The organism is Cnuibacter sp. UC19_7, from assembly GCF_042699995.1.
In the GTDB taxonomy this organism is placed as follows: Bacteria; Actinomycetota; Actinomycetes; order Actinomycetales; family Microbacteriaceae; genus Cnuibacter.
This window is the reverse complement of the sequence record NZ_CP170560.1, coordinates 3,122,958-3,139,445: the sequence shown is the minus strand read 5'-3', so window position 1 is coordinate 3,139,445 and position 16,488 is coordinate 3,122,958. Positions and strand designations below refer to the sequence as shown.

The window sequence follows — 16,488 nt, the reverse complement described above, 5'->3', positions numbered from 1 at the left end:
GACTGCGGCCCGGACCGACCTCCCCCTCCCGCCGCCGCTGCCAAGCCGAGCCGACCCCTGCCGAACCGAGCCCCCCGATGCCAGGATGGACGCATGCACGATCGCGCCGGCACAGTCGCCCTTCCCGAAGACCTGATCGACCCGGAGGCGCTGGTCGCCGCGTACTACGACCTGCATCCCGACGTCACCGATCCCGAGCAGAAGGTGATCTTCGGCACCAGCGGCCACCGCGGCTCCTCGTTCAACAGCGCCTTCAACGAGGATCACATCCTCGCTATCACGCAGGCGATCGTGGAGTACCGGGCGGGCCAGGGCATCACGGGCCCGCTGTTCCTGGGCCGAGACACGCACGGCCTCTCGCTTCCGGCGGAGCGCAGCGCGCTCGAGGTGCTGGCCGCGAACGGCGTGACGGTGTGGACCGACTCGCGTCACAGCTGGACGCCGACGCCGGCGGTCTCCCACGCGATCCTGAAGTACAACCGCGAGGGCCACGACGACCAGGCCGACGGCATCGTCGTGACGCCGAGCCACAACCCGCCCGCCGATGGCGGCTTCAAATACAACCCTCCTCACGGCGGGCCGGCCGACTCGGATGCGACGAGCTGGATCGCGAACCGCGCCAACGAGCTCATCGCCGCCGGGCTCGAAGGAGTGAAGCGCGCCGAGCCGACGCCGGCGGGCACCTACGACTTCCGCGAGCACTACGTCGCCGACCTGGGCGACGTGATCGACATGCAGGCGATCGCGACGTCGCAGATCCACATCGGCGCCGACCCGCTGGGAGGGGCGAGCGTGGAGTACTGGGCGCTCATCGGCGAGCGCTACGGCCTCAACCTGACGGTCGTGAACGAGACGGTCGACCCGCGGTGGGCGTTCATGACGCTCGACTGGGACGGCAAGATCCGCATGGACTGCTCCTCCCCGTACGCGATGGCGTCGTTGATCGAGCGCCGTCACGACTTCGACATCTCGACGGGCAACGACGCGGATGCCGACCGCCACGGCGTGGTCACCCCCGACGCCGGGCTGATGAACCCGAACCATTACCTCGCGGTCGCGATCCAGTACCTCTACTCGCGGCGCGAGAACTGGCGTCCGGATGCGGCGGTCGGCAAGACCCTCGTCTCCAGCACCATGATCGACCGAGTCGCGGAGTCGCTGGGCCGGACGCTGTGGGAGGTACCGGTCGGCTTCAAGTGGTTCGTGCCGGGCCTCATCGACGGCTCGGTGGGCTTCGGCGGTGAGGAGAGTGCGGGGGCGTCGTTCCTGCGCTTCGACGGATCGGTGTGGACGACCGACAAGGACGGCATCCTGCTGGCGCTGCTCGCGTCGGAGATCCTGGCCGTGACGGGCAAGACGCCGTCGCAGCACTACGCGGAGCTGGTCGCCGAGTTCGGCGATCCGGTCTACCAGCGTGTGGATGCGCCGGCGACGAAGGCGCAGAAGGCGCAGCTGGCGAAGCTGTCGGGCGACGACATCACGGCCGACACCCTGGCCGGCGACCCGATCACCGCGAAGCTCTCGCACGCACCGGGCAACGGCGCGGCGATCGGCGGCGTGAAGGTCACGACCGACCGCGCCTGGTTCGCCGCCCGCCCGTCGGGCACGGAGGACGTGTACAAGATCTACGCCGAGAGCTTCGTCGGCGAGGAGCACCTCCGCGAGGTGCAGGCGGAGGCGAAGCGCATCGTCGACGCGGCCCTCGGCGCCTGACGCCGCCGGTCCTCGTCACCTCGACACCGATTTCCGCCGGCCCCGCCCTATAGCGCGCCGGTCTGGAGGATTCGGTGTCGAGGCGACGGCGACGGCGTCGCCTCGACGACCTCAGGCGGGGACGGACGCGCCGGTGAGGCGGAGGGACTCGTCCCAGATGCGGCGAGCGTCCTCGGGCGAGCGGAGGCGCGAGTAGAGCGGCTGCGGGGCGGGCGCGCCGCCGAGGTGACCCGGGCCGCTCGGGCCGTAGAGGGTGCCGCTCACCGCATCCGGGGCCGTGGCGGCGAGGAGCGCCGGGAGTGCGGCGGTCTCGGGCGTGCCGACGAGCAGCCCGCGGGCCGAGAGCCAGCGGATGAGGTGCACCTGCGGGGTGTCGCCGGCGCGACCCACCTCGGGCCGGGCGGCGAGGAGGCTGGTGGGGGCGACCCCCGGGTGCGACAGGACGCTCGTGATGCCCCATCCGCCGGCGCCGCTTCGGCGGCCGAGCTCGACGGCGAAGAGTCCGAGCGCGATCTTCGAGGAGCTGTAGGCGTGCATCCCGCTGTAGCGGCGTGACCAGGAGAGGTCGTCCCAGTTCACCGCGCCCTGGTTGGCGGCGACGCTGATCTGCGACACCACTCGCGCCTGTCCGGCTCGCAGGAGCGGCAGGAGCCCTGCGACCAGCGCCACGTGGCCGAGGTGGTTGGTCCCGAACTGCACCTCGAACCCGTCCGCGGTGGTCTGGCGGGAGGGCGGCGTCATCAGGCCGGCGTTGTTCACGAGCAGGTGGATCGGGAGGCCCTCGTCACTCAGCTCCGCGGCGAGCGCACCGACCGAGGCCAGCGACGACAGGTCGAGGCGGCGCAGCGACAGGTCTGCATCCGGGGTGTCGGCCAGGATGCGCGCGACCGCCGCCTCTCCCTTGGCCGGATTGCGGACGGGCAGCACCACCTCCGCACCCGCGGCAGCGAGCCGGCTCGCGATACGGAGCCCGATCCCGTCGCTCGCGCCCGTGACGAGGGCGCGGCGGCCGGTGAGGTCGGGGAGGGTGATGTCGATGGTCCGGCGTGGCATGGTCTGCTCCTTCGTGCGGCGTCCCTCCACGATGCGGGTGACGGCGAATCGCATCCAGGCCCCCCGCATCCACTGACTGCCGTGCAGTGGATAGCCGCGCGAGGAGCGGGTAGAACGGAGGGACCTGTCGCCTGAGGAGGATGCCGTGATCGATCGGACCGGTCTGGCCGACTTCCTGCGGCACCGTCGCGAGGCGCTGCAGCCCGAGGACGTGGGGATGGTGCGCGGACCGCGCCGTCGGACAGAGGGCCTGCGGCGCGAGGAGGTCGCCGTCCTCTGCCACATGTCGACCGACTACTACGCCCGCCTCGAGCGCGGCGGCGGCCCGGCTCCGTCGGAGCAGATGCTCGCCGCGATCGCCCAGGGGCTGCATCTCACGATCGACGAACGCGACCACCTGTTCCGCCTGGCGGGCCACCGTGCTCCGCCACGGGGGTACTCGAGCGAGCACGTGAGCCCGGGGATGCTCCGCATCCTCGACCGGCTCGTCGACACTCCCGCGGAGATCGTCACCGAGCTCGGCGAGACGCTGCGTCAGACCCCGCTCGGCGTCGCTCTCACCGGCGACACCACGCGCTTCACGGGGGCGTCACGCAGCCTCGGCTACCGCTGGTTCACCGATCCCGCGACGCGGGCGCTGTACGCGCCGCGCGATCACGAGTTCCTGTCGCGGATGTGGGTCTCGGGTCTCAGGGAGGTGATGTCGCTGCGGGGCCGCCCCTCTCGTGCGGCGGAGCTCGCTGATGCGCTCCTCGAGGAGAGCCCCGAGTTCCGGGCGGTGTGGGATCTGCACGAGGTGGGTGTGCGTCCGAGCGAGGTGAAGCACCTCGTGCACCCGGAGCTCGGGGAGCTCGAGCTCAGCTGCCAGACCCTCGTCGACCCGGCGCAGTCGCAGTACCTCATGGTCTACACCGCCGCCCCCGGCAGCGAGAGCCACGACAAGCTGCGTCTCCTCTCCGTGATCGGCGCGACCTCCTTCGCCCCGCCCCGCTGAGCGTCCCGCCCCTCCCCCGCCCTTGTCGCGTCCGCGATCCGGTGCGGATCTGACAGCTGTGGCAGCCTCCCGGCCGCGCAGGCCACCACGACTGCCAGATCCGCGGAACCGGAACCCCGAGGGACCCCGGACGGAGCGCGCACCCCGCAGATGCGACGTCGCCTCGACACCGGATCCCTCGAAGCGAGCGCCAGAGCGCACCGCTGTCGCGGGATCGGTGTCGAGGCGACGGTGATCCGGCCTCGGAGGGGGTCAGTGGGCGATCACGGGCTCCGGCGACTCGTCCGCGGAGGCCGAAGCCGAAGCCGAGGCGGGGGCGGCACCCGCAGGAGCAGCATCCGGGCGGGCCTTGCGGCGGAAGAGGAGCGCCGAGACGACCGCGCCGAGGGCGAAGAACGCGGCGCCCCACCAGTACGCGGTGGAGTAGCTGTGCACGGCCGCGTCGCTCATCACCTGCGGCGTCACGGGAGCGTGCGACGCGAGGAAGTCGGTCGCGGCGGTGGCGGCGAGGGTGTTGAGCAGCGCGGTGCCGATCGACCCGCCGACCTGCTGCGAGGTGTTCACCATCGCCGAGGCGACGCCGGCGAAGTGCCGGTCGACGCCCAGCGTCGCGGTCTGGATCGAAGCGGGCATGATCGACCCCATCCCGACACCGAGGATCATCAGCGGCGGCATGATGTTCGCAGCGTACGAGCTGGAGGAGTCGAGGAAGGTGAGCAGCACCATGCCCGTGGCAGCGACGACCATGCCGAACGGCACCATCACCTTCGGCCCGAGGCGGGGCAGGAAGATGTTCGTCGACAGCTGCGCGGTGAGGATGAGCATGCCGATCATCGGCAGGAACGAGACGCCGGTCTGGATCGGCGAGTACCCCAGCGTCGTCTGCAGGTAGTAGGTGACGAACAGGAAGATTCCGAACATCCCCGCACCGGCGATGAGCACCGAGCTGTAGGCCGCACCGCGGTTGCGGTCGAGCACGATCGACAGCGGCAGCAGCGGATGCGCGGCACGGCGCTGCCAGAGCACGAACGCCACGAGCAGCACGGCGGAGGCAGCGAGCATGCCCCAGGTGATGAACGCGTCCCAACCGTCGGTCTCGGCGTGCGAGAAGCCGAACACGAGGGCGAAGAGCGCGCCCGAGACGAGGATGGTGCCGGGGATGTCGAGCTTCGGCCGCGGGCCGGTGCGGGCCACGTTCGCGACGAACACGACCGCGCCGATGACCGCGATCACGGCGATGACGTCGTTGATGTAGAGGTTCCAGCGCCAGCTGAACTGCTCGGTGAGCACACCCCCGAGCAGCAGGCCCACGGCACCGCCCGCTCCGGCGATGGCGCCGAACACGCCGAACGCGCGGCCCCGCTCCTTCGGGTCGGTGAACGTGGTGGTCAGCACCGCGAGGGCGGTGGGCGCGAGCAGCGCGCCGAAGGCGCCCTGGAGCGCGCGGGCGAAGACCAGCGGGCCGAACGAGTCGGCCATGCCGCCGAGCGCGGAGGCGAGGGCGAACCCGATGAGGCCGATGATGAAGGCCCGCTTGCGGCCGATGAGGTCGGAGATCCGGCCGCCCAGGAGGAGCAGGGAGCCGAACGCGAGGGAGTAGGCGGTGATGATCCACTGCCGGTCGCCATCCGAGAACTGGAGGTCGGCCTGAGCGGCGGGCAGCGCGATGTTCACGACGGTCGCGTCGAGCACGACCATCAACTGAGCCAGGGCGACGGTGGCGAGGGTGAGCCACCGGCGGCTCGAGTGCGCCGGGGTCACGGCGGTGAGGGTGGGAGAAGTCATGCGGGAGACTCTATACGAAACTCGACAGTTCCGAAACCAGAAAGTTCCAGAACATTTGAGTTCCTGAACTATGATGTTCTCATGACCGATACGACCCTCAGCGCCGAGGACGTCGACTCCGCTCCGAAGCTGGGCCGCAAGCGCGACCACTCCCGCGATCCCGAGATCCTCCAGGCCGCACTCGACGTCCTCGCCGAGAAGGGCTACGAGCGGATGACCGTCGACATGGTCGCCACCCGCGCCCGCGCCGGCAAGGCCACTCTCTACCGACGCTGGCCCTCGAAGGCCGAGCTCGTGATCGACGCCGTGGCGTGCATGAAGAGCGCGCATCCCGCCGACCTGCCCGACACGGGCACCCTGCGCGGCGATCTCGTCGCGAACATCAAGACCCCCGCGGTGAAAGACGGTGAGCGCAAGCTGCGCATCATGGCGGGCATGGTGTCGCTGATGTCCGAGTCACCCGAGTTCGCGGATGCGGCGCGTGCCGTCATCGTCGAGCCCCGTGCCGCCGCGCTCCGGATGCTCATCGTCCGCGCGATCGACCGCGGCGAGGTCTCGCCCGACGTCGACGTCTCCCTGCTCGCGCAGCTCATCCCGTCGATGACGGCGTACCAGACGCTGATGCTCGGCAAGGCGGTCGACCGGCAGTACATCATCACGCTGGTCGACGAGATCCTGCTCCCCGCCCTCGGGCTGCCGAGCGGAGACGGCACGACCGCGGGCTCCTGATCTGCCCGCTCGCGTCAGGCGTCGATGCGGGGCTCCCGGGCTTCGCGACCCTCATCGGCGCGGGCCTCGCGATGCGCGTCGTCCGCGGCGTCGCGCGGGGAGATCGCGGGGAGGACGAGCGCGTCGGTGGGGTGCGTCTCCTCCCCGCGTCGCGCCACCGCATGCCAGATCACGAGGATCAGCCCGATGACGTTGATGGCGATGTCGCCGATGAGCAGCAGCCCGGTGTTGTTGACCGCGTAGTCGTGGTTCACGATCGTCTGGTAGACGTGCCCGGCGGCGGCGCCGAGCCCGAAGACGACCGCCGCGACCACGACGACGACCTTCGTGCGGAAGCCCGTCCTGCGGCCGTGCGTCACGATGGCGATGAGCCCGACCCCGAGACTGGCCAGGGCCAGCTCGAGCTGGAACGGCGATTGGGCCCATCCGATCGTCTCCGCGGCGTAGTCGCCGAACACGGAGTGCATGACGAAGTTGATCACCATCGCGATGCCGAGCGCGTAGAACACGAACGCGTTGAGGAACAGGCCGCTCACCACAGAGGCGCTGCGGTGGCCCTTCCAGCGGGCCACCTGCACGGCCGCGACGACGAGTCCCAGCACGAAGCAGCTGATCATGTAGTTGCCGATGACGGCGCGGAGCACGGTGGAGATGACGTCGGAGATCACGGGGCTTCCTTCAGCTCGGGCGCGCGCATCCACATGCCCGCCGACGGAGGTTATCGCCCGCGACACCTGCTGCGCACTGGGGCCGATTGCTAGTGGTGCGCCACCCGCCCGATCCTGTACCGAAGCGGATGACCGCTACGCGATGCTCCAGAAATGGGCGGTACCACCCGGGTTCTCGACCGTGATCGCGTTGTCGAGGTCGCGGTACTGAGCGTCGACCGTATGCCCCACCAGCTTGATGGAGACCGTCCCGTCGGGCTCGATGGTGACCTTGGACACGATCATCGTGTGGTCGACACCGTTGTCGTCCTGGGGATCCCAGTCGAACATCGCGACGTCGCCGACCTTCACCTGGTCGCGCTGGTCGAGCGTGAGGAGCGTGGTGTCGGAGCGGGAGGCGTAGTAGTCGTCCATCTCGTTGCCGCGGATCCAGCTGTAGCTGTAGTCGCCGGTGGTGGCGTAGTCGCTGTACCACTCGTCGTCCTGGGTCCACCCCCGGGCGAGCATGGCCTGGTTCACGAAGTTGCCGCAGTCGTTGTCGCTGAAGACCCCCCACTCGTCGAGGTTGTAGTCCTGCCAGTAGGTGAAGGCGTAGTTCATCTGAGCGTCGACGCCGGTCTGGATCTCGTACCCGTACGTCATCGCCGAGGTCGTGGTGGCACCGTTGGCGAGCGTCACCGAGACCGGCACCGACCCCACGACGAAGTCGACCGCCGCCGGCGTCGTCGCCTCGATCTCCGTGTCGGAGACGACCTCGAAGACCGCCGGCTGGGTGCCGAAGACCACACCCTCGGCCTCGTCGAACCCCGACCCGGTGATCACGACGGTCGCGCCTCCGGCGAGAGGACCGACGGCGGGCGACAGCGACTCCACCTCGACCAGCGTGTCGGCCGCGGCCGGCCCCACGGAGACGTCGGGGCCGCCCTCCCCGGCCCCCGCGCATCCGACCAGCACGACCGCTGTGGCGGCAGCCGATGCGGCGACGAGCGCGGTGCGCCACGACCTGCGGGGGCGGCGCGGGCTGCGGGCACGACGCGGGTGGGATTCCAGGGTGGGGGCATGCATGTTCCCATGCGAACACATTCGTGTTTGTGTCCCCTATGAGAGGGACAAGGATGCACCCCGCGCTAGCGGGCGTCGCCCCCCAGGATGCGCGCTCGGGCCGCTTCTCGCTCGGTGTCGGTGATCTGGCCCGAGGCGCGGAGTTCGTCGAGCTCGCGCAGCTGGTCGGCCTTCGTCGGCGCCGCGCGGAGGACGTCGCTGTCGAGGATCCGTGTGGCGATGTCGGACTGCAGAGTGAGCGGGTTGTGCCCGGCCCGACGCACGCGGATCACGTTGACCACCACCAGCACCACGACGACCACGATGATCACGACGATGACGATCGGGACGATGATGAACAACAGGGTCCTCTCACCGATCATGGCTCTCCCCTCCACACCCTCGATGCGGGCTACCGTACCGCGGACTCGCCGCTACCGCCGTCGGGCCAACCAGACGGTGTGTCCGGCGGACTCGGGATCGTCATCACAGGCATCCGCTCGCGCTCAGATCCAGCCGCGCTCGCGCGCGTGGATCGCCGCCTGCTGTCGACTCGCCAGGCCCAGCTTGCTCAGCACGGACGAGACGTGGTTGCGCACCGTTCCCGCGGACAGGTGCAGGGCGGCCGCGATCTCGGCGATCGTCTCTCCCCGCGCGCCCGCGCGCAACACGTCGAGCTCGCGGTCGGTGAGCGGACTGCGTTCGTCGCTCAGCGCGTCGGCGGCGATCTCGGGGTCGACGTAGCGTCGCCCCGCGGCGACCTCGCGGATCACGGCGGCCACGTCGTCCGCGGGTCGCGACTTCGGCAGGAAGCCGTGGACGCCCGCGCCGAGCGCTCGGCGGAGCACGCCCGGGCGCGCATGACGGGTGACGATCACACACCGCGATCGCACCCGTCGCAGGATCCGCGCGGCGGTGTCGACGCCGTCGAGTCCCGGCATCTCGAGGTCGAGCAGGCACACGTCCGGCTGCACCCTCTCCGCCTCGGCCAGCGCGCTCTCGCCGTCGCGGCACTCCGCGACGACCTCGAGGTCGGGCTCGAGCCGCAGAAGGGCGGCGAGCGCCGTGCGGATCATGTCCTCGTCGTCGGCGATGAGCACTCGGATCACGCCATCACCCCCGCGGGCACCGAGACGGTGACCCGGAATCGATCGCCGGCGTGTCCGGCATCCACCGTCCCCTGCACGCGGCCGATGCGGTCCGCGATGCCGTCCAATCCGGTGCCCCCGGTGCCGCGTACCTCGCGCACGTCGTTCTCGATCGTGAACACCCACGCGCCGTCGCGGCGGAGGAGAGACAGGGATGCCGAGACCCCGCCACCGTGCTTCAGCACGTTCGTGGTGCACTCCCGCACGACGGGCCCCAATACGTCGGCGGGAGCGTTCGCGGCGTCGGGAGCGATGTCGAGGTCGACGCGGAGACCCGCCGCACGCAGCAGGTCGGCGGCGTTGGCGAGCTCATCGGGGAGGGGCACGCCGCGGAACCGCGTGGCCAGCTCCCGGGTGCCCCGCCGTGCCTCGTCGACGCTGGCACGGGCGAGGCGCACCTGTTCGACGGCTGCGGCGGGGTCGCGGGCGAGCGTCTTCTCGGCGAGCTCGAGCTGCAGGGCGATGACCTGGAGGTGGTGCCCCTGCAGATCGTGGAGATCGCTCGCGAGGCGCAGGCGCTCCTGGGCCGCGGCGAGACGACCCTCGGCGCGGCGGGCGCGGTCGAGCTCGCGGACGATGTCCCACCACCACAGCGACGTGGCGGACAGCGGCGGGAGCATCGCGATGAAGACGCCCATCGCGAGCACGCGGGCGACGTATCCCGCCGGACCGAGACGGGTCGCCTCGATCACCCACGCCGCGATGATCAGAGCGACCAGCAGCAGCACGAGGCGGATCCGGATGCCGGACCGCCACCGCAGAAGGCACAGCATCTGCGCCGCGAGGGTCGTGCCGAGCAGAAGGGAGCCGGCCGCGGCGCCCGCGAGCGCCGCCGACGCCACGCCGGCGACGACCAGCGGCCACACGGGCCGGCGCGCGGCCGTGTCCCCCTCGTCGAGGGGCTCCCTGCGGTAGTGCACGAGCAGCAGGATCGCGGATGCGGTGGACCCGGCCGCACCGAGGAGGAACAGCACCGCGTTCAGCACGGGCTCGTTCAGCACCAGCACGAGCGCCCACACGACGAGTCCGAAGATCTGGAGCATCACGATCGAGACGACCGTGTACCACCACGTCACGCGGACGTCGCGGGCATGGCTGGCGGCGGTGGGAGTGCTCACCCCGGCAACTGTACGGCCGTGACATTTGTCACGGGTCCCTCGACGCATCCTCCCGTGCTGACGTGACGCCCTGACACTGCTGCCCAGCGCGCCGGCTCGATGAGATGGGAACACCGCGGAACCAGCCGCGGGCCCACCCCCTCAGGAGCAGTCATGCCGAACCCCGTCTCCGACCTCGTCCTCGGTTTCCAGAACCTCGTCGCCGAGGTCCCCGAGCTCGTCCAGCCCCTCGTCGTGGCCCTCGCCGGCGCCGTGCCCTTCATCGAGGGCGAGGGCGCCGCCGGGATCGGGATCGTGGGCGGCATCCCTCCGATCGTCGCCGCCCTCGCGGGTGCCGTCGGCAACCTGATCTGCGTCACCGTCGTGGTCCTGGCGACCGCGCGTGTCCGCACCGCCGTGACCGCGCGCCGTGGCGGGGGTAGCGGCGGGGACGCGGGTGCGGGCGCCGAGAAGCCGGTCTCGGCGCGGCGCCAGAAGTTCGAGCGCGCCTACCACCGCTACGGGACGCCGGGCGTGAGCCTGCTCGGCCCTCTGCTGCTCCCCACGCAGTTCACCGCGGCCGCGCTCACCTCGACGGGCGTGCCCCCGAGGCGCGTGCTCGCGTGGCAGGCGACCGCGATCGTCCTCTGGACGACCGTGATCACGCTCGTCGTCAGCGGCGTCATCCGCGCGGTGGCGTGACCCCGCCCGCGCCGTCGCGCCGTCACGCTATGCCCTCTTCGGCGGGGCGAGCAGCACGTCGAGGGTCCAGTCCACGCCCTCGTCGACCGTCACGGTGACGGTGCACTCCGGCAGCGAGCGGCCGATCGGGATGTTGGACGAGCCTGTTCCGCCCCCGCAGGTGGTGGCGCCGAAGCTCGTGCCGGTCCCCGGCGCCCAGGCCACATCGAACGGCGCCTCGCCGCTGCAGCGGAAGGACGTGGTCGCCGTGAGCGTCTCGCGGCCCTCCTGCAGCGGGTAGAACGGATTCTCGGGGCAGGCAACCACCCGCCGAACAGCGAGAACCTGCCCCTCCGGGGCCAGACAAAGGGCGGATTCTCGCCGTTCGGCGAGGCCGGAGCGCGACACGCGAACGGCCATCCTCGAGCGGCGAGATCCCGCCCCTCCGCGAGGCCACGCAGGGCGCTTTCCCGCCGCTCGCCGTTCGACGCCCCGGGGATGCGCGCGGCGCGGTGCGCGGCGAGGCGCGGGTGCGAGCTACAGCGCCTCGAGGAGCACGGCGGCGCCCTGGCCGCCGCCGCCGCAGATGCCCGCTGCGCCGAGCGAGCCCGCGCCGAGCGAGGCGAGCTGGCGCGCGAGGGTGCCGACGATGCGGGTTCCGGAGGCGCCGATCGGGTGGCCGAGGGCGATCGCGCCGCCGTACGGGTTCACGATCCCGGGGTCGACGCCCAGCAGCGCCGTGGAGTGCACCGCGACGGCACCGAAGGCCTCGTTGATCTCGACCGCCGCGAGCTCCGACGCCGACCGGCCCGCCCGCTCCAGTGCACGGAGGATCGCGTTCGCGGGCTGCGCGTGCAGCGACACATCGGGTCCCGCCACCATCGCCGAGGCCACCACGCGCGCGAGCGGCGGCCCGGCGAGGGCGATCCGCTCACTGACGAGCACGATCGCGGCAGCCCCGTCGGTGATCTGCGAGGAGTTCCCCGCCGTGATCGTGCCCTCCGGCGAGAACGCGGGGCGCAGAGCGCCGAGGCTGTCGGCGGTGGTCTCAGGCCGGACGCCGTCGTCCGCGTCGATCACGGTCGACCCACGCCGCGACGCGATCTCGTACGGCTCGATCTCCCCGGCCTGGAACGCGGCCGAGGCGGCGAGCCGCTGATGCGACTGCGCCGACCACTCGTCCTGCTCCCGGCGACCGAGGCCGAGCGCGGTGTTGTACGTCTCGGTCGACGCGCCCATCGAGACGTGCTCGAACGCATCCGAGAGACCGTCCACCTCGAGAGTGTCGACGAGCTCGACGGCGCCGTAGCGGCGCCCGGCGCGCGAGCCCGACCAGGCGTGTGGGGCCAACGACATCGACTCCTGGCCCACCGCGACGACGACGTCGGCGTCGCCGTCGTCGATGAGCCGCGCGGCGTGTGCCACCGCGAGCGTGCCCGAGAGACACACCGCGTTGAGGGTGATCGCCGGCACGGTGAGCGGGATGCCCGCCGCGGCCGCGGCCTGGCGCGCAGGGTTCTGCCCCGCGGCGGCCTGCACGACCTGTCCGCCGAGGACCTGATCGACCGCATGCGCGGCGATGCCGGCTCGAGCCAGGGCCGCGCGGATCGCGTGGGCGCCGAGTGCGGTCGCGGGCACGCTCGCGAACGAGCCGGTGAACTTCACGAACGGGGTCCGGGCGTAGCCGGCGAGGAGGGCGCTCATGCTCCGACCCTCTCACGCAGCTCGACCGTGAACGGGGCGCCGGTGCGCGCGGCGACCTCCTCGACGTCGTGACCGGGTGCGACCGCGCGGAGCACGAGCGCCCCGTCCTCGATGTCGAACACCGCGAGATCGGTGACGATCCGGTCGACGACCCCGGCGCCGGTGAGCGGCAGGTCGCAGCGCTCCACGATCTTCGGGCTGCCGTCCTTGGCACTGTGGTCCGTCACCACGATGACGCGCGGCGTGCCGGCGACGAGATCCATCGCCCCACCCATGCCCTTCACGAGCTTGCCCGGGATGGTCCAGTTCGCGAGGTCGCCGTTCGCCGCGACCTGCAGGGCGCCGAGGATCGCGACATGCACGTGTCCGCCGCGGATCATGGCGAACGACGTGGCCGAGTCGAAAACGCTCGCGCCGGGCAGCAGCGTCACGGTCTGCTTGCCCGCGTTGATGAGGTCGGGATCCTCCTCGCCCTCGAACGGGAACGGCCCCATGCCGAGTATGCCGTTCTCGCTCTGCAGCGTCACGCTCACGCCGGGCGGCAGGTTGTTCGCCACCAGGGTGGGGATGCCGATGCCCAGGTTGACGTACTCCCCGTCTCGCAGCTCGGAGGCGGCGATCGCCGCCATCTCGTCTCTCGTCCAGGTCATGGTCGTTCTCCTCTCAGGCCACGCGCGGGCGGACCGTGCGCTGCTCGATGTCCTTCACCCGCGGACGCGCCGTCACCAGGTGCTGCACGAACACGCCGGGGGTGCCCACCGCATCCGGATCGAGGTAGCCGTCGGTCACGACCCGCTCGGCCTCGGCGACCGTCACCCGCCCGCAGGTCGCGACGAGCGGGTTGAAGTTGCGCGAGGTGAGCCGGTAGGCGAGGTTGCCCTCCGTGTCGGCGACGGCCGCGTGCACGAGGGCGAGGTCGGCGACGATCCCGCGCTCGAGCACGTACGTGCGTCCGTCGAACTCGGCCAGCGGCTTGCCCTCCGCGACGGGTGTGCCCACGCCCGTCGCCGTGTAGAAGGCGGGGATGCCCGCCCCGCCCGCGCGCATCCGCTCGGCCAGGGTGCCCTGCGGCACGAACTCCACCTCGAGGGTGCCGTCGAGGTACTGCGACGCGAACAGCCTGTTCTCGCCCACGTACGAAGCGAGCACCTTCCGCACCTGCTTGTTCTCGAGCAGCAGGCCCAGGCCCTTGCCGTCGACGCCCATGTTGTTCGACACGATCGTGAGCCCCGCCACTCCGGAGTCGCGCACCGCCTCGATCAGGTCGGTCGGGTTGCCGCTCAGGCCGAACCCACCCACGGCGATCACCATGTCGTCGGTCAAGAGGTCTTCGAGAGCCTCGACCGCATCCGGCCTGCGCTTGTCCATCGGTCACCCCTTCGTGTGCGTTCCTCCGCACGCTAGCTCCGATCGGATGCTCGCGGGGCGGTCGATCCGCACCTCTTTCTCTGCGTCGGATTCGTTCACATGGTGACCGGAAGATGCGATCATGTCCCACATGGTGGGAACCCATTCGGATGCGCCGGGCGGCTCGCAGGCGCTCCATCGCGCCCTCGCGCTCGTCAAGGCGGTCGGCGAGGCGGATCCGCTCGGTCTGTCGGCCGGTGCCGCCGCCGAGGAGACCGGCCTCACACGCTCGACCACCTCCCGCCTCCTGCGCGCGCTCGCGGCGGAGGGGTTCCTCGACCACGACCCCGGCAAAGGCCGGTGGTACCTCGGGCCCGAGCTGTACCTGCTCGGATCGCGCGCGGCGCGGCGGTACGACATCGCCGACGTCGCCCTCCCCCTCGTCCGGACGCTGGCGCAGGAGACCGGCGAGAGCGCCTTCCTCTCCGCCCTGCGCGGCCACGAGACCGTGTGCCTGCTGCGCGAGGAGGGCAGCTTCCCGCTGCGCTCGTTCGTGCTGTCGGAGGGGGTGCGCTTCCCTCTCGGCGTCGCCTCGGCGGGGATGGTGTTCGCGGCCCTCCTCGACGATGCCGAGCTCGACGACTACCTGCGCGACGACCCCCTGGTGCCGGCGTGGGGCCCGCAGCACAGCGCCGACGAGGTGCGCCGACACGTCGCGATCACCCGCGAGAACGGCTACGCCCTGAACCCCGGACTCGTGCTCGAGGGCAGCTGGGGCATGGGCGCCGTCGTCTTCGACCGCTCGGGCGCCCCCGCGTGGGCACTCAGCCTGACGGGCGTCGAGTCGCGGTTCAAGCCCGCCCGCCAGCCCGAGCTCGGCGCCCGCCTCCTCGAGGAGGCGCACGCCCTCACCCTCGCCCTCCGCGACTCCCCGCGCCGCTGAGCCCCGCCGCGCGCCGCGCCGCAGCGCGCGCCGCGCCGAGTCGCGAGAACCCGCCCTTCCCGCAGCCCGCGAAGGGCCTCTTCTCGCCGTTCGGCGTAGAAACCTCCTCGCGCAGGTGCGGCGCGGGTTCGTCGTGCCGAGGGTGCGGAGTCTCCCTGGGTCGCGTCGAGTCGCGAGAACCCGCCCCTCCCACGACCCGCAAAGGGCCCTTTCTCGCCGTTCGGCGAAGCAGTACCCGCATCCAGGAGGAGTGGGGCTTCCTCGCGTCACCCCGAGTCGCGAGAAGAGGCCCTTCCCGCGGCTCGCGAAGGGCCTCTTCTCGCCGTTCGGCGAAGAGCGCGCGGCGGGGTCAGACCGCGGAGGCGCGGGCGGTGGGCGCGGCGGCGAGGGAGCCGGCGGGGTCGTCGAGGAGGGGGCCGAACGCGAGCTCGGCGGCCCCGATGAGCAGCTGGCGCGAGCGCAGCTCGGCGCGTTCGATCCGCACGCCCTCGGCGAGGCGGGTGAAGGAGGCGCGGGCGACGCGCTGGCGCAGCCGCTCCGGATCGGCCGAGAACATGGTGCCGAGGAAGCCGCCGAGCACGATGAGCTCGGGGTCGAACACGCTGATCAGGTTGGAGATGCCGAGCGCGAGCCGGTCGAGCTGGCGCTCGATCTCGTCGTGGACCTCCGGGTCGTCGCTCGACGAGATGATCTGCTCGAGCTCGTCGGCGTCGATCGAGTCGCGTCCGAGCACCGCGAGCAGGCGCACGAGGCTCACCTCGGTCTCGAGGCAGCCCGTGCGGCCGCAGAAGCAGGCTCGACCGCCGGTGTGCACCGACGTGTGGCCGAGCTCGGCGGCGAACCCGCGGGCGCCGGAGAGGGCGTGCCCGTCGACGATGACGCCACCGCCGATGCCCGAGGTCGATCCGTTGAGGTAGACCATGTTCTGCACGCCGCGGCCGATCCCCCACAACCGCTCCGCCACGATGCCGAGGTTCGCGTCGTTCGCCGCGTGCGCGGGGTAGCCGAGCGCGGCGGCCATCGGGCCGGCGAGCGGCTCGTCGCGCCACTCGAGGTGGGGCGCGAGGGCGATGACACCCTCCTCGGCGGTGACGAGCCCGGGGACGGCCAGACCTACGCCGACGACGCGGTACTTCTCGTCGAGCTCGCCGCGCATCCCGTCGACGATCGCGGAGACGATGTTGATCGTCTCCTTCGCCGTCGGCACGCCCGTGGTCTGGAACCGCACGCGCTTGTGCACCACCCCGCCGAGGCCGACGACGCCGATGATGATCGCGTCGACGTCGGGGTTCACCGCGAGGGCGACGACGTTCTCGTTCGCGTGCACGAGCGGACTCGGGCGGCCGACGCTGCCGGTCTCGCTCGGTTCGGTCTCGTACGCCAGCCCCAGCGCGATGAGCTCGCCCACGAGGGCGCCGATGGTCGAGCGGTTGAGTCCCGTCAGCCGGGTGAGCTCGGCCCTCGAGCGCACACCGCCGTGATGCAGGATCGACAGGAGCGTGCGGAGGTTGTTGCGCCGGATGCGGTCGTTCGGCGAGCCTCCGGCGAGAGAAGGGGCGGACCCTGGGGTCACTCGCATCGCGCT

The 16,488-nt window shown here is 71.5% G+C and carries 17 protein-coding genes; 5 read left to right on the top strand and 12 right to left on the bottom strand.

Going from position 1 to position 16,488, the window contains the following annotated elements; translation table 11 throughout:
- Positions 1-93 precede the first annotated feature (93 nt).
- Positions 94-1,713 carry a phosphoglucomutase (alpha-D-glucose-1,6-bisphosphate-dependent) gene (pgm, locus tag ACFJGV_RS14900; RefSeq protein ID WP_378144765.1) on the top strand — a complete coding sequence of 540 codons (1,620 nt, stop codon included), beginning with the start codon at positions 94-96 and terminating at the stop codon, positions 1,711-1,713.
- A gap of 111 nt (positions 1,714-1,824) precedes the next feature.
- On the opposite strand, the gene ACFJGV_RS14895 is transcribed toward pgm, so the two are convergent.
- The gene (locus ACFJGV_RS14895; protein WP_378144764.1) at positions 1,825-2,766 is read right to left on the bottom strand and encodes an SDR family oxidoreductase; all 942 of its coding nucleotides are present in this window, start codon (positions 2,764-2,766) and stop codon (positions 1,825-1,827) included.
- A 145-nt stretch (positions 2,767-2,911) separates the two neighbouring features.
- On the opposite strand from ACFJGV_RS14895, the gene ACFJGV_RS14890 reads away from it, so the two are divergent.
- On the top strand, positions 2,912-3,760 hold the full coding sequence (locus ACFJGV_RS14890; protein ID WP_378144763.1) for a helix-turn-helix transcriptional regulator: 849 nt from the start codon (positions 2,912-2,914) through the stop codon (positions 3,758-3,760).
- Between the two features lie 252 nt (positions 3,761-4,012).
- On the opposite strand, the gene ACFJGV_RS14885 is transcribed toward ACFJGV_RS14890, so the two are convergent.
- Positions 4,013-5,545 (bottom strand): MFS transporter, encoded by a 1,533-nt coding sequence (locus tag ACFJGV_RS14885; protein WP_378144762.1) that lies wholly within the window; start codon positions 5,543-5,545, stop codon positions 4,013-4,015.
- Positions 5,546-5,626: 81 nt separating this feature from the next.
- On the opposite strand from ACFJGV_RS14885, the gene ACFJGV_RS14880 reads away from it, so the two are divergent.
- Positions 5,627-6,274: a TetR/AcrR family transcriptional regulator gene (locus ACFJGV_RS14880; protein WP_378144761.1), complete on the top strand. Its 648-nt coding sequence runs from the start codon at positions 5,627-5,629 to the stop codon at positions 6,272-6,274.
- A 14-nt stretch (positions 6,275-6,288) separates the two neighbouring features.
- Here the strand turns inward: ACFJGV_RS14880 and ACFJGV_RS14875 are convergent, their stop codons facing one another.
- The 5 genes from ACFJGV_RS14875 to ACFJGV_RS14855 all read right to left on the bottom strand — a co-directional run bounded on the left by ACFJGV_RS14875 (position 6,289) and on the right by ACFJGV_RS14855 (position 10,249).
- Positions 6,289-6,942, bottom strand: a complete 654-nt coding sequence (locus ACFJGV_RS14875) for a DUF6790 family protein (RefSeq protein WP_378144760.1) — start codon at positions 6,940-6,942, stop codon at positions 6,289-6,291.
- 135 nt (positions 6,943-7,077) lie between these two features.
- A complete protein-coding gene (locus ACFJGV_RS14870) occupies positions 7,078-8,007 on the bottom strand; it encodes an IPT/TIG domain-containing protein (RefSeq protein WP_378144759.1) in 930 nt (309 codons plus the stop codon).
- Positions 8,008-8,069: 62 nt separating this feature from the next.
- Positions 8,070-8,366, bottom strand: coding sequence for an SHOCT domain-containing protein (locus ACFJGV_RS14865; RefSeq protein WP_378144758.1), 297 nt, complete (start codon positions 8,364-8,366; stop codon positions 8,070-8,072).
- 123 nt (positions 8,367-8,489) lie between these two features.
- Positions 8,490-9,092 (bottom strand): response regulator transcription factor, encoded by a 603-nt coding sequence (locus ACFJGV_RS14860; protein WP_378144757.1) that lies wholly within the window; start codon positions 9,090-9,092, stop codon positions 8,490-8,492.
- Complete coding sequence (locus ACFJGV_RS14855; protein ID WP_378144756.1) at positions 9,089-10,249, bottom strand: sensor histidine kinase; 1,161 nt, start codon at positions 10,247-10,249, stop codon at positions 9,089-9,091. The genes ACFJGV_RS14860 and ACFJGV_RS14855 overlap by 4 nt, the downstream gene beginning before the upstream one ends.
- Positions 10,250-10,402: 153 nt before the next feature.
- Here ACFJGV_RS14855 and ACFJGV_RS14850 point away from each other — a divergent pair, with 153 nt between their 5' ends.
- Entirely contained in the window at positions 10,403-10,930 is a 528-nt protein-coding gene (locus tag ACFJGV_RS14850) for a small multidrug efflux protein (RefSeq protein WP_378144755.1), read from the top strand.
- Between the two features lie 27 nt (positions 10,931-10,957).
- On the opposite strand, the gene ACFJGV_RS14845 is transcribed toward ACFJGV_RS14850, so the two are convergent.
- From ACFJGV_RS14845 to ACFJGV_RS14830, 4 genes are all read right to left on the bottom strand, one after another.
- The gene (locus tag ACFJGV_RS14845; RefSeq protein ID WP_378144754.1) at positions 10,958-11,236 is read right to left on the bottom strand and encodes a hypothetical protein; all 279 of its coding nucleotides are present in this window, start codon (positions 11,234-11,236) and stop codon (positions 10,958-10,960) included.
- A gap of 210 nt (positions 11,237-11,446) precedes the next feature.
- Positions 11,447-12,613, bottom strand: a complete 1,167-nt coding sequence (locus ACFJGV_RS14840; RefSeq protein WP_378144753.1) for an acetyl-CoA C-acyltransferase — start codon at positions 12,611-12,613, stop codon at positions 11,447-11,449.
- A complete protein-coding gene (locus tag ACFJGV_RS14835; RefSeq protein ID WP_378144752.1) occupies positions 12,610-13,263 on the bottom strand; it encodes a CoA transferase subunit B in 654 nt (217 codons plus the stop codon). The genes ACFJGV_RS14840 and ACFJGV_RS14835 overlap by 4 nt, the downstream gene beginning before the upstream one ends.
- A gap of 13 nt (positions 13,264-13,276) precedes the next feature.
- Positions 13,277-13,981 (bottom strand): CoA transferase subunit A, encoded by a 705-nt coding sequence (locus tag ACFJGV_RS14830; protein ID WP_378144751.1) that lies wholly within the window; start codon positions 13,979-13,981, stop codon positions 13,277-13,279.
- A gap of 130 nt (positions 13,982-14,111) precedes the next feature.
- Here ACFJGV_RS14830 and ACFJGV_RS14825 point away from each other — a divergent pair, with 130 nt between their 5' ends.
- Entirely contained in the window at positions 14,112-14,903 is a 792-nt protein-coding gene (locus ACFJGV_RS14825) for an IclR family transcriptional regulator (protein WP_378144750.1), read from the top strand.
- Between the two features lie 349 nt (positions 14,904-15,252).
- Here the strand turns inward: ACFJGV_RS14825 and ACFJGV_RS14820 are convergent, their stop codons facing one another.
- Positions 15,253-16,482, bottom strand: a complete 1,230-nt coding sequence (locus ACFJGV_RS14820) for an ROK family protein (protein WP_378144749.1) — start codon at positions 16,480-16,482, stop codon at positions 15,253-15,255.
- Positions 16,483-16,488 lie beyond the last annotated feature (6 nt).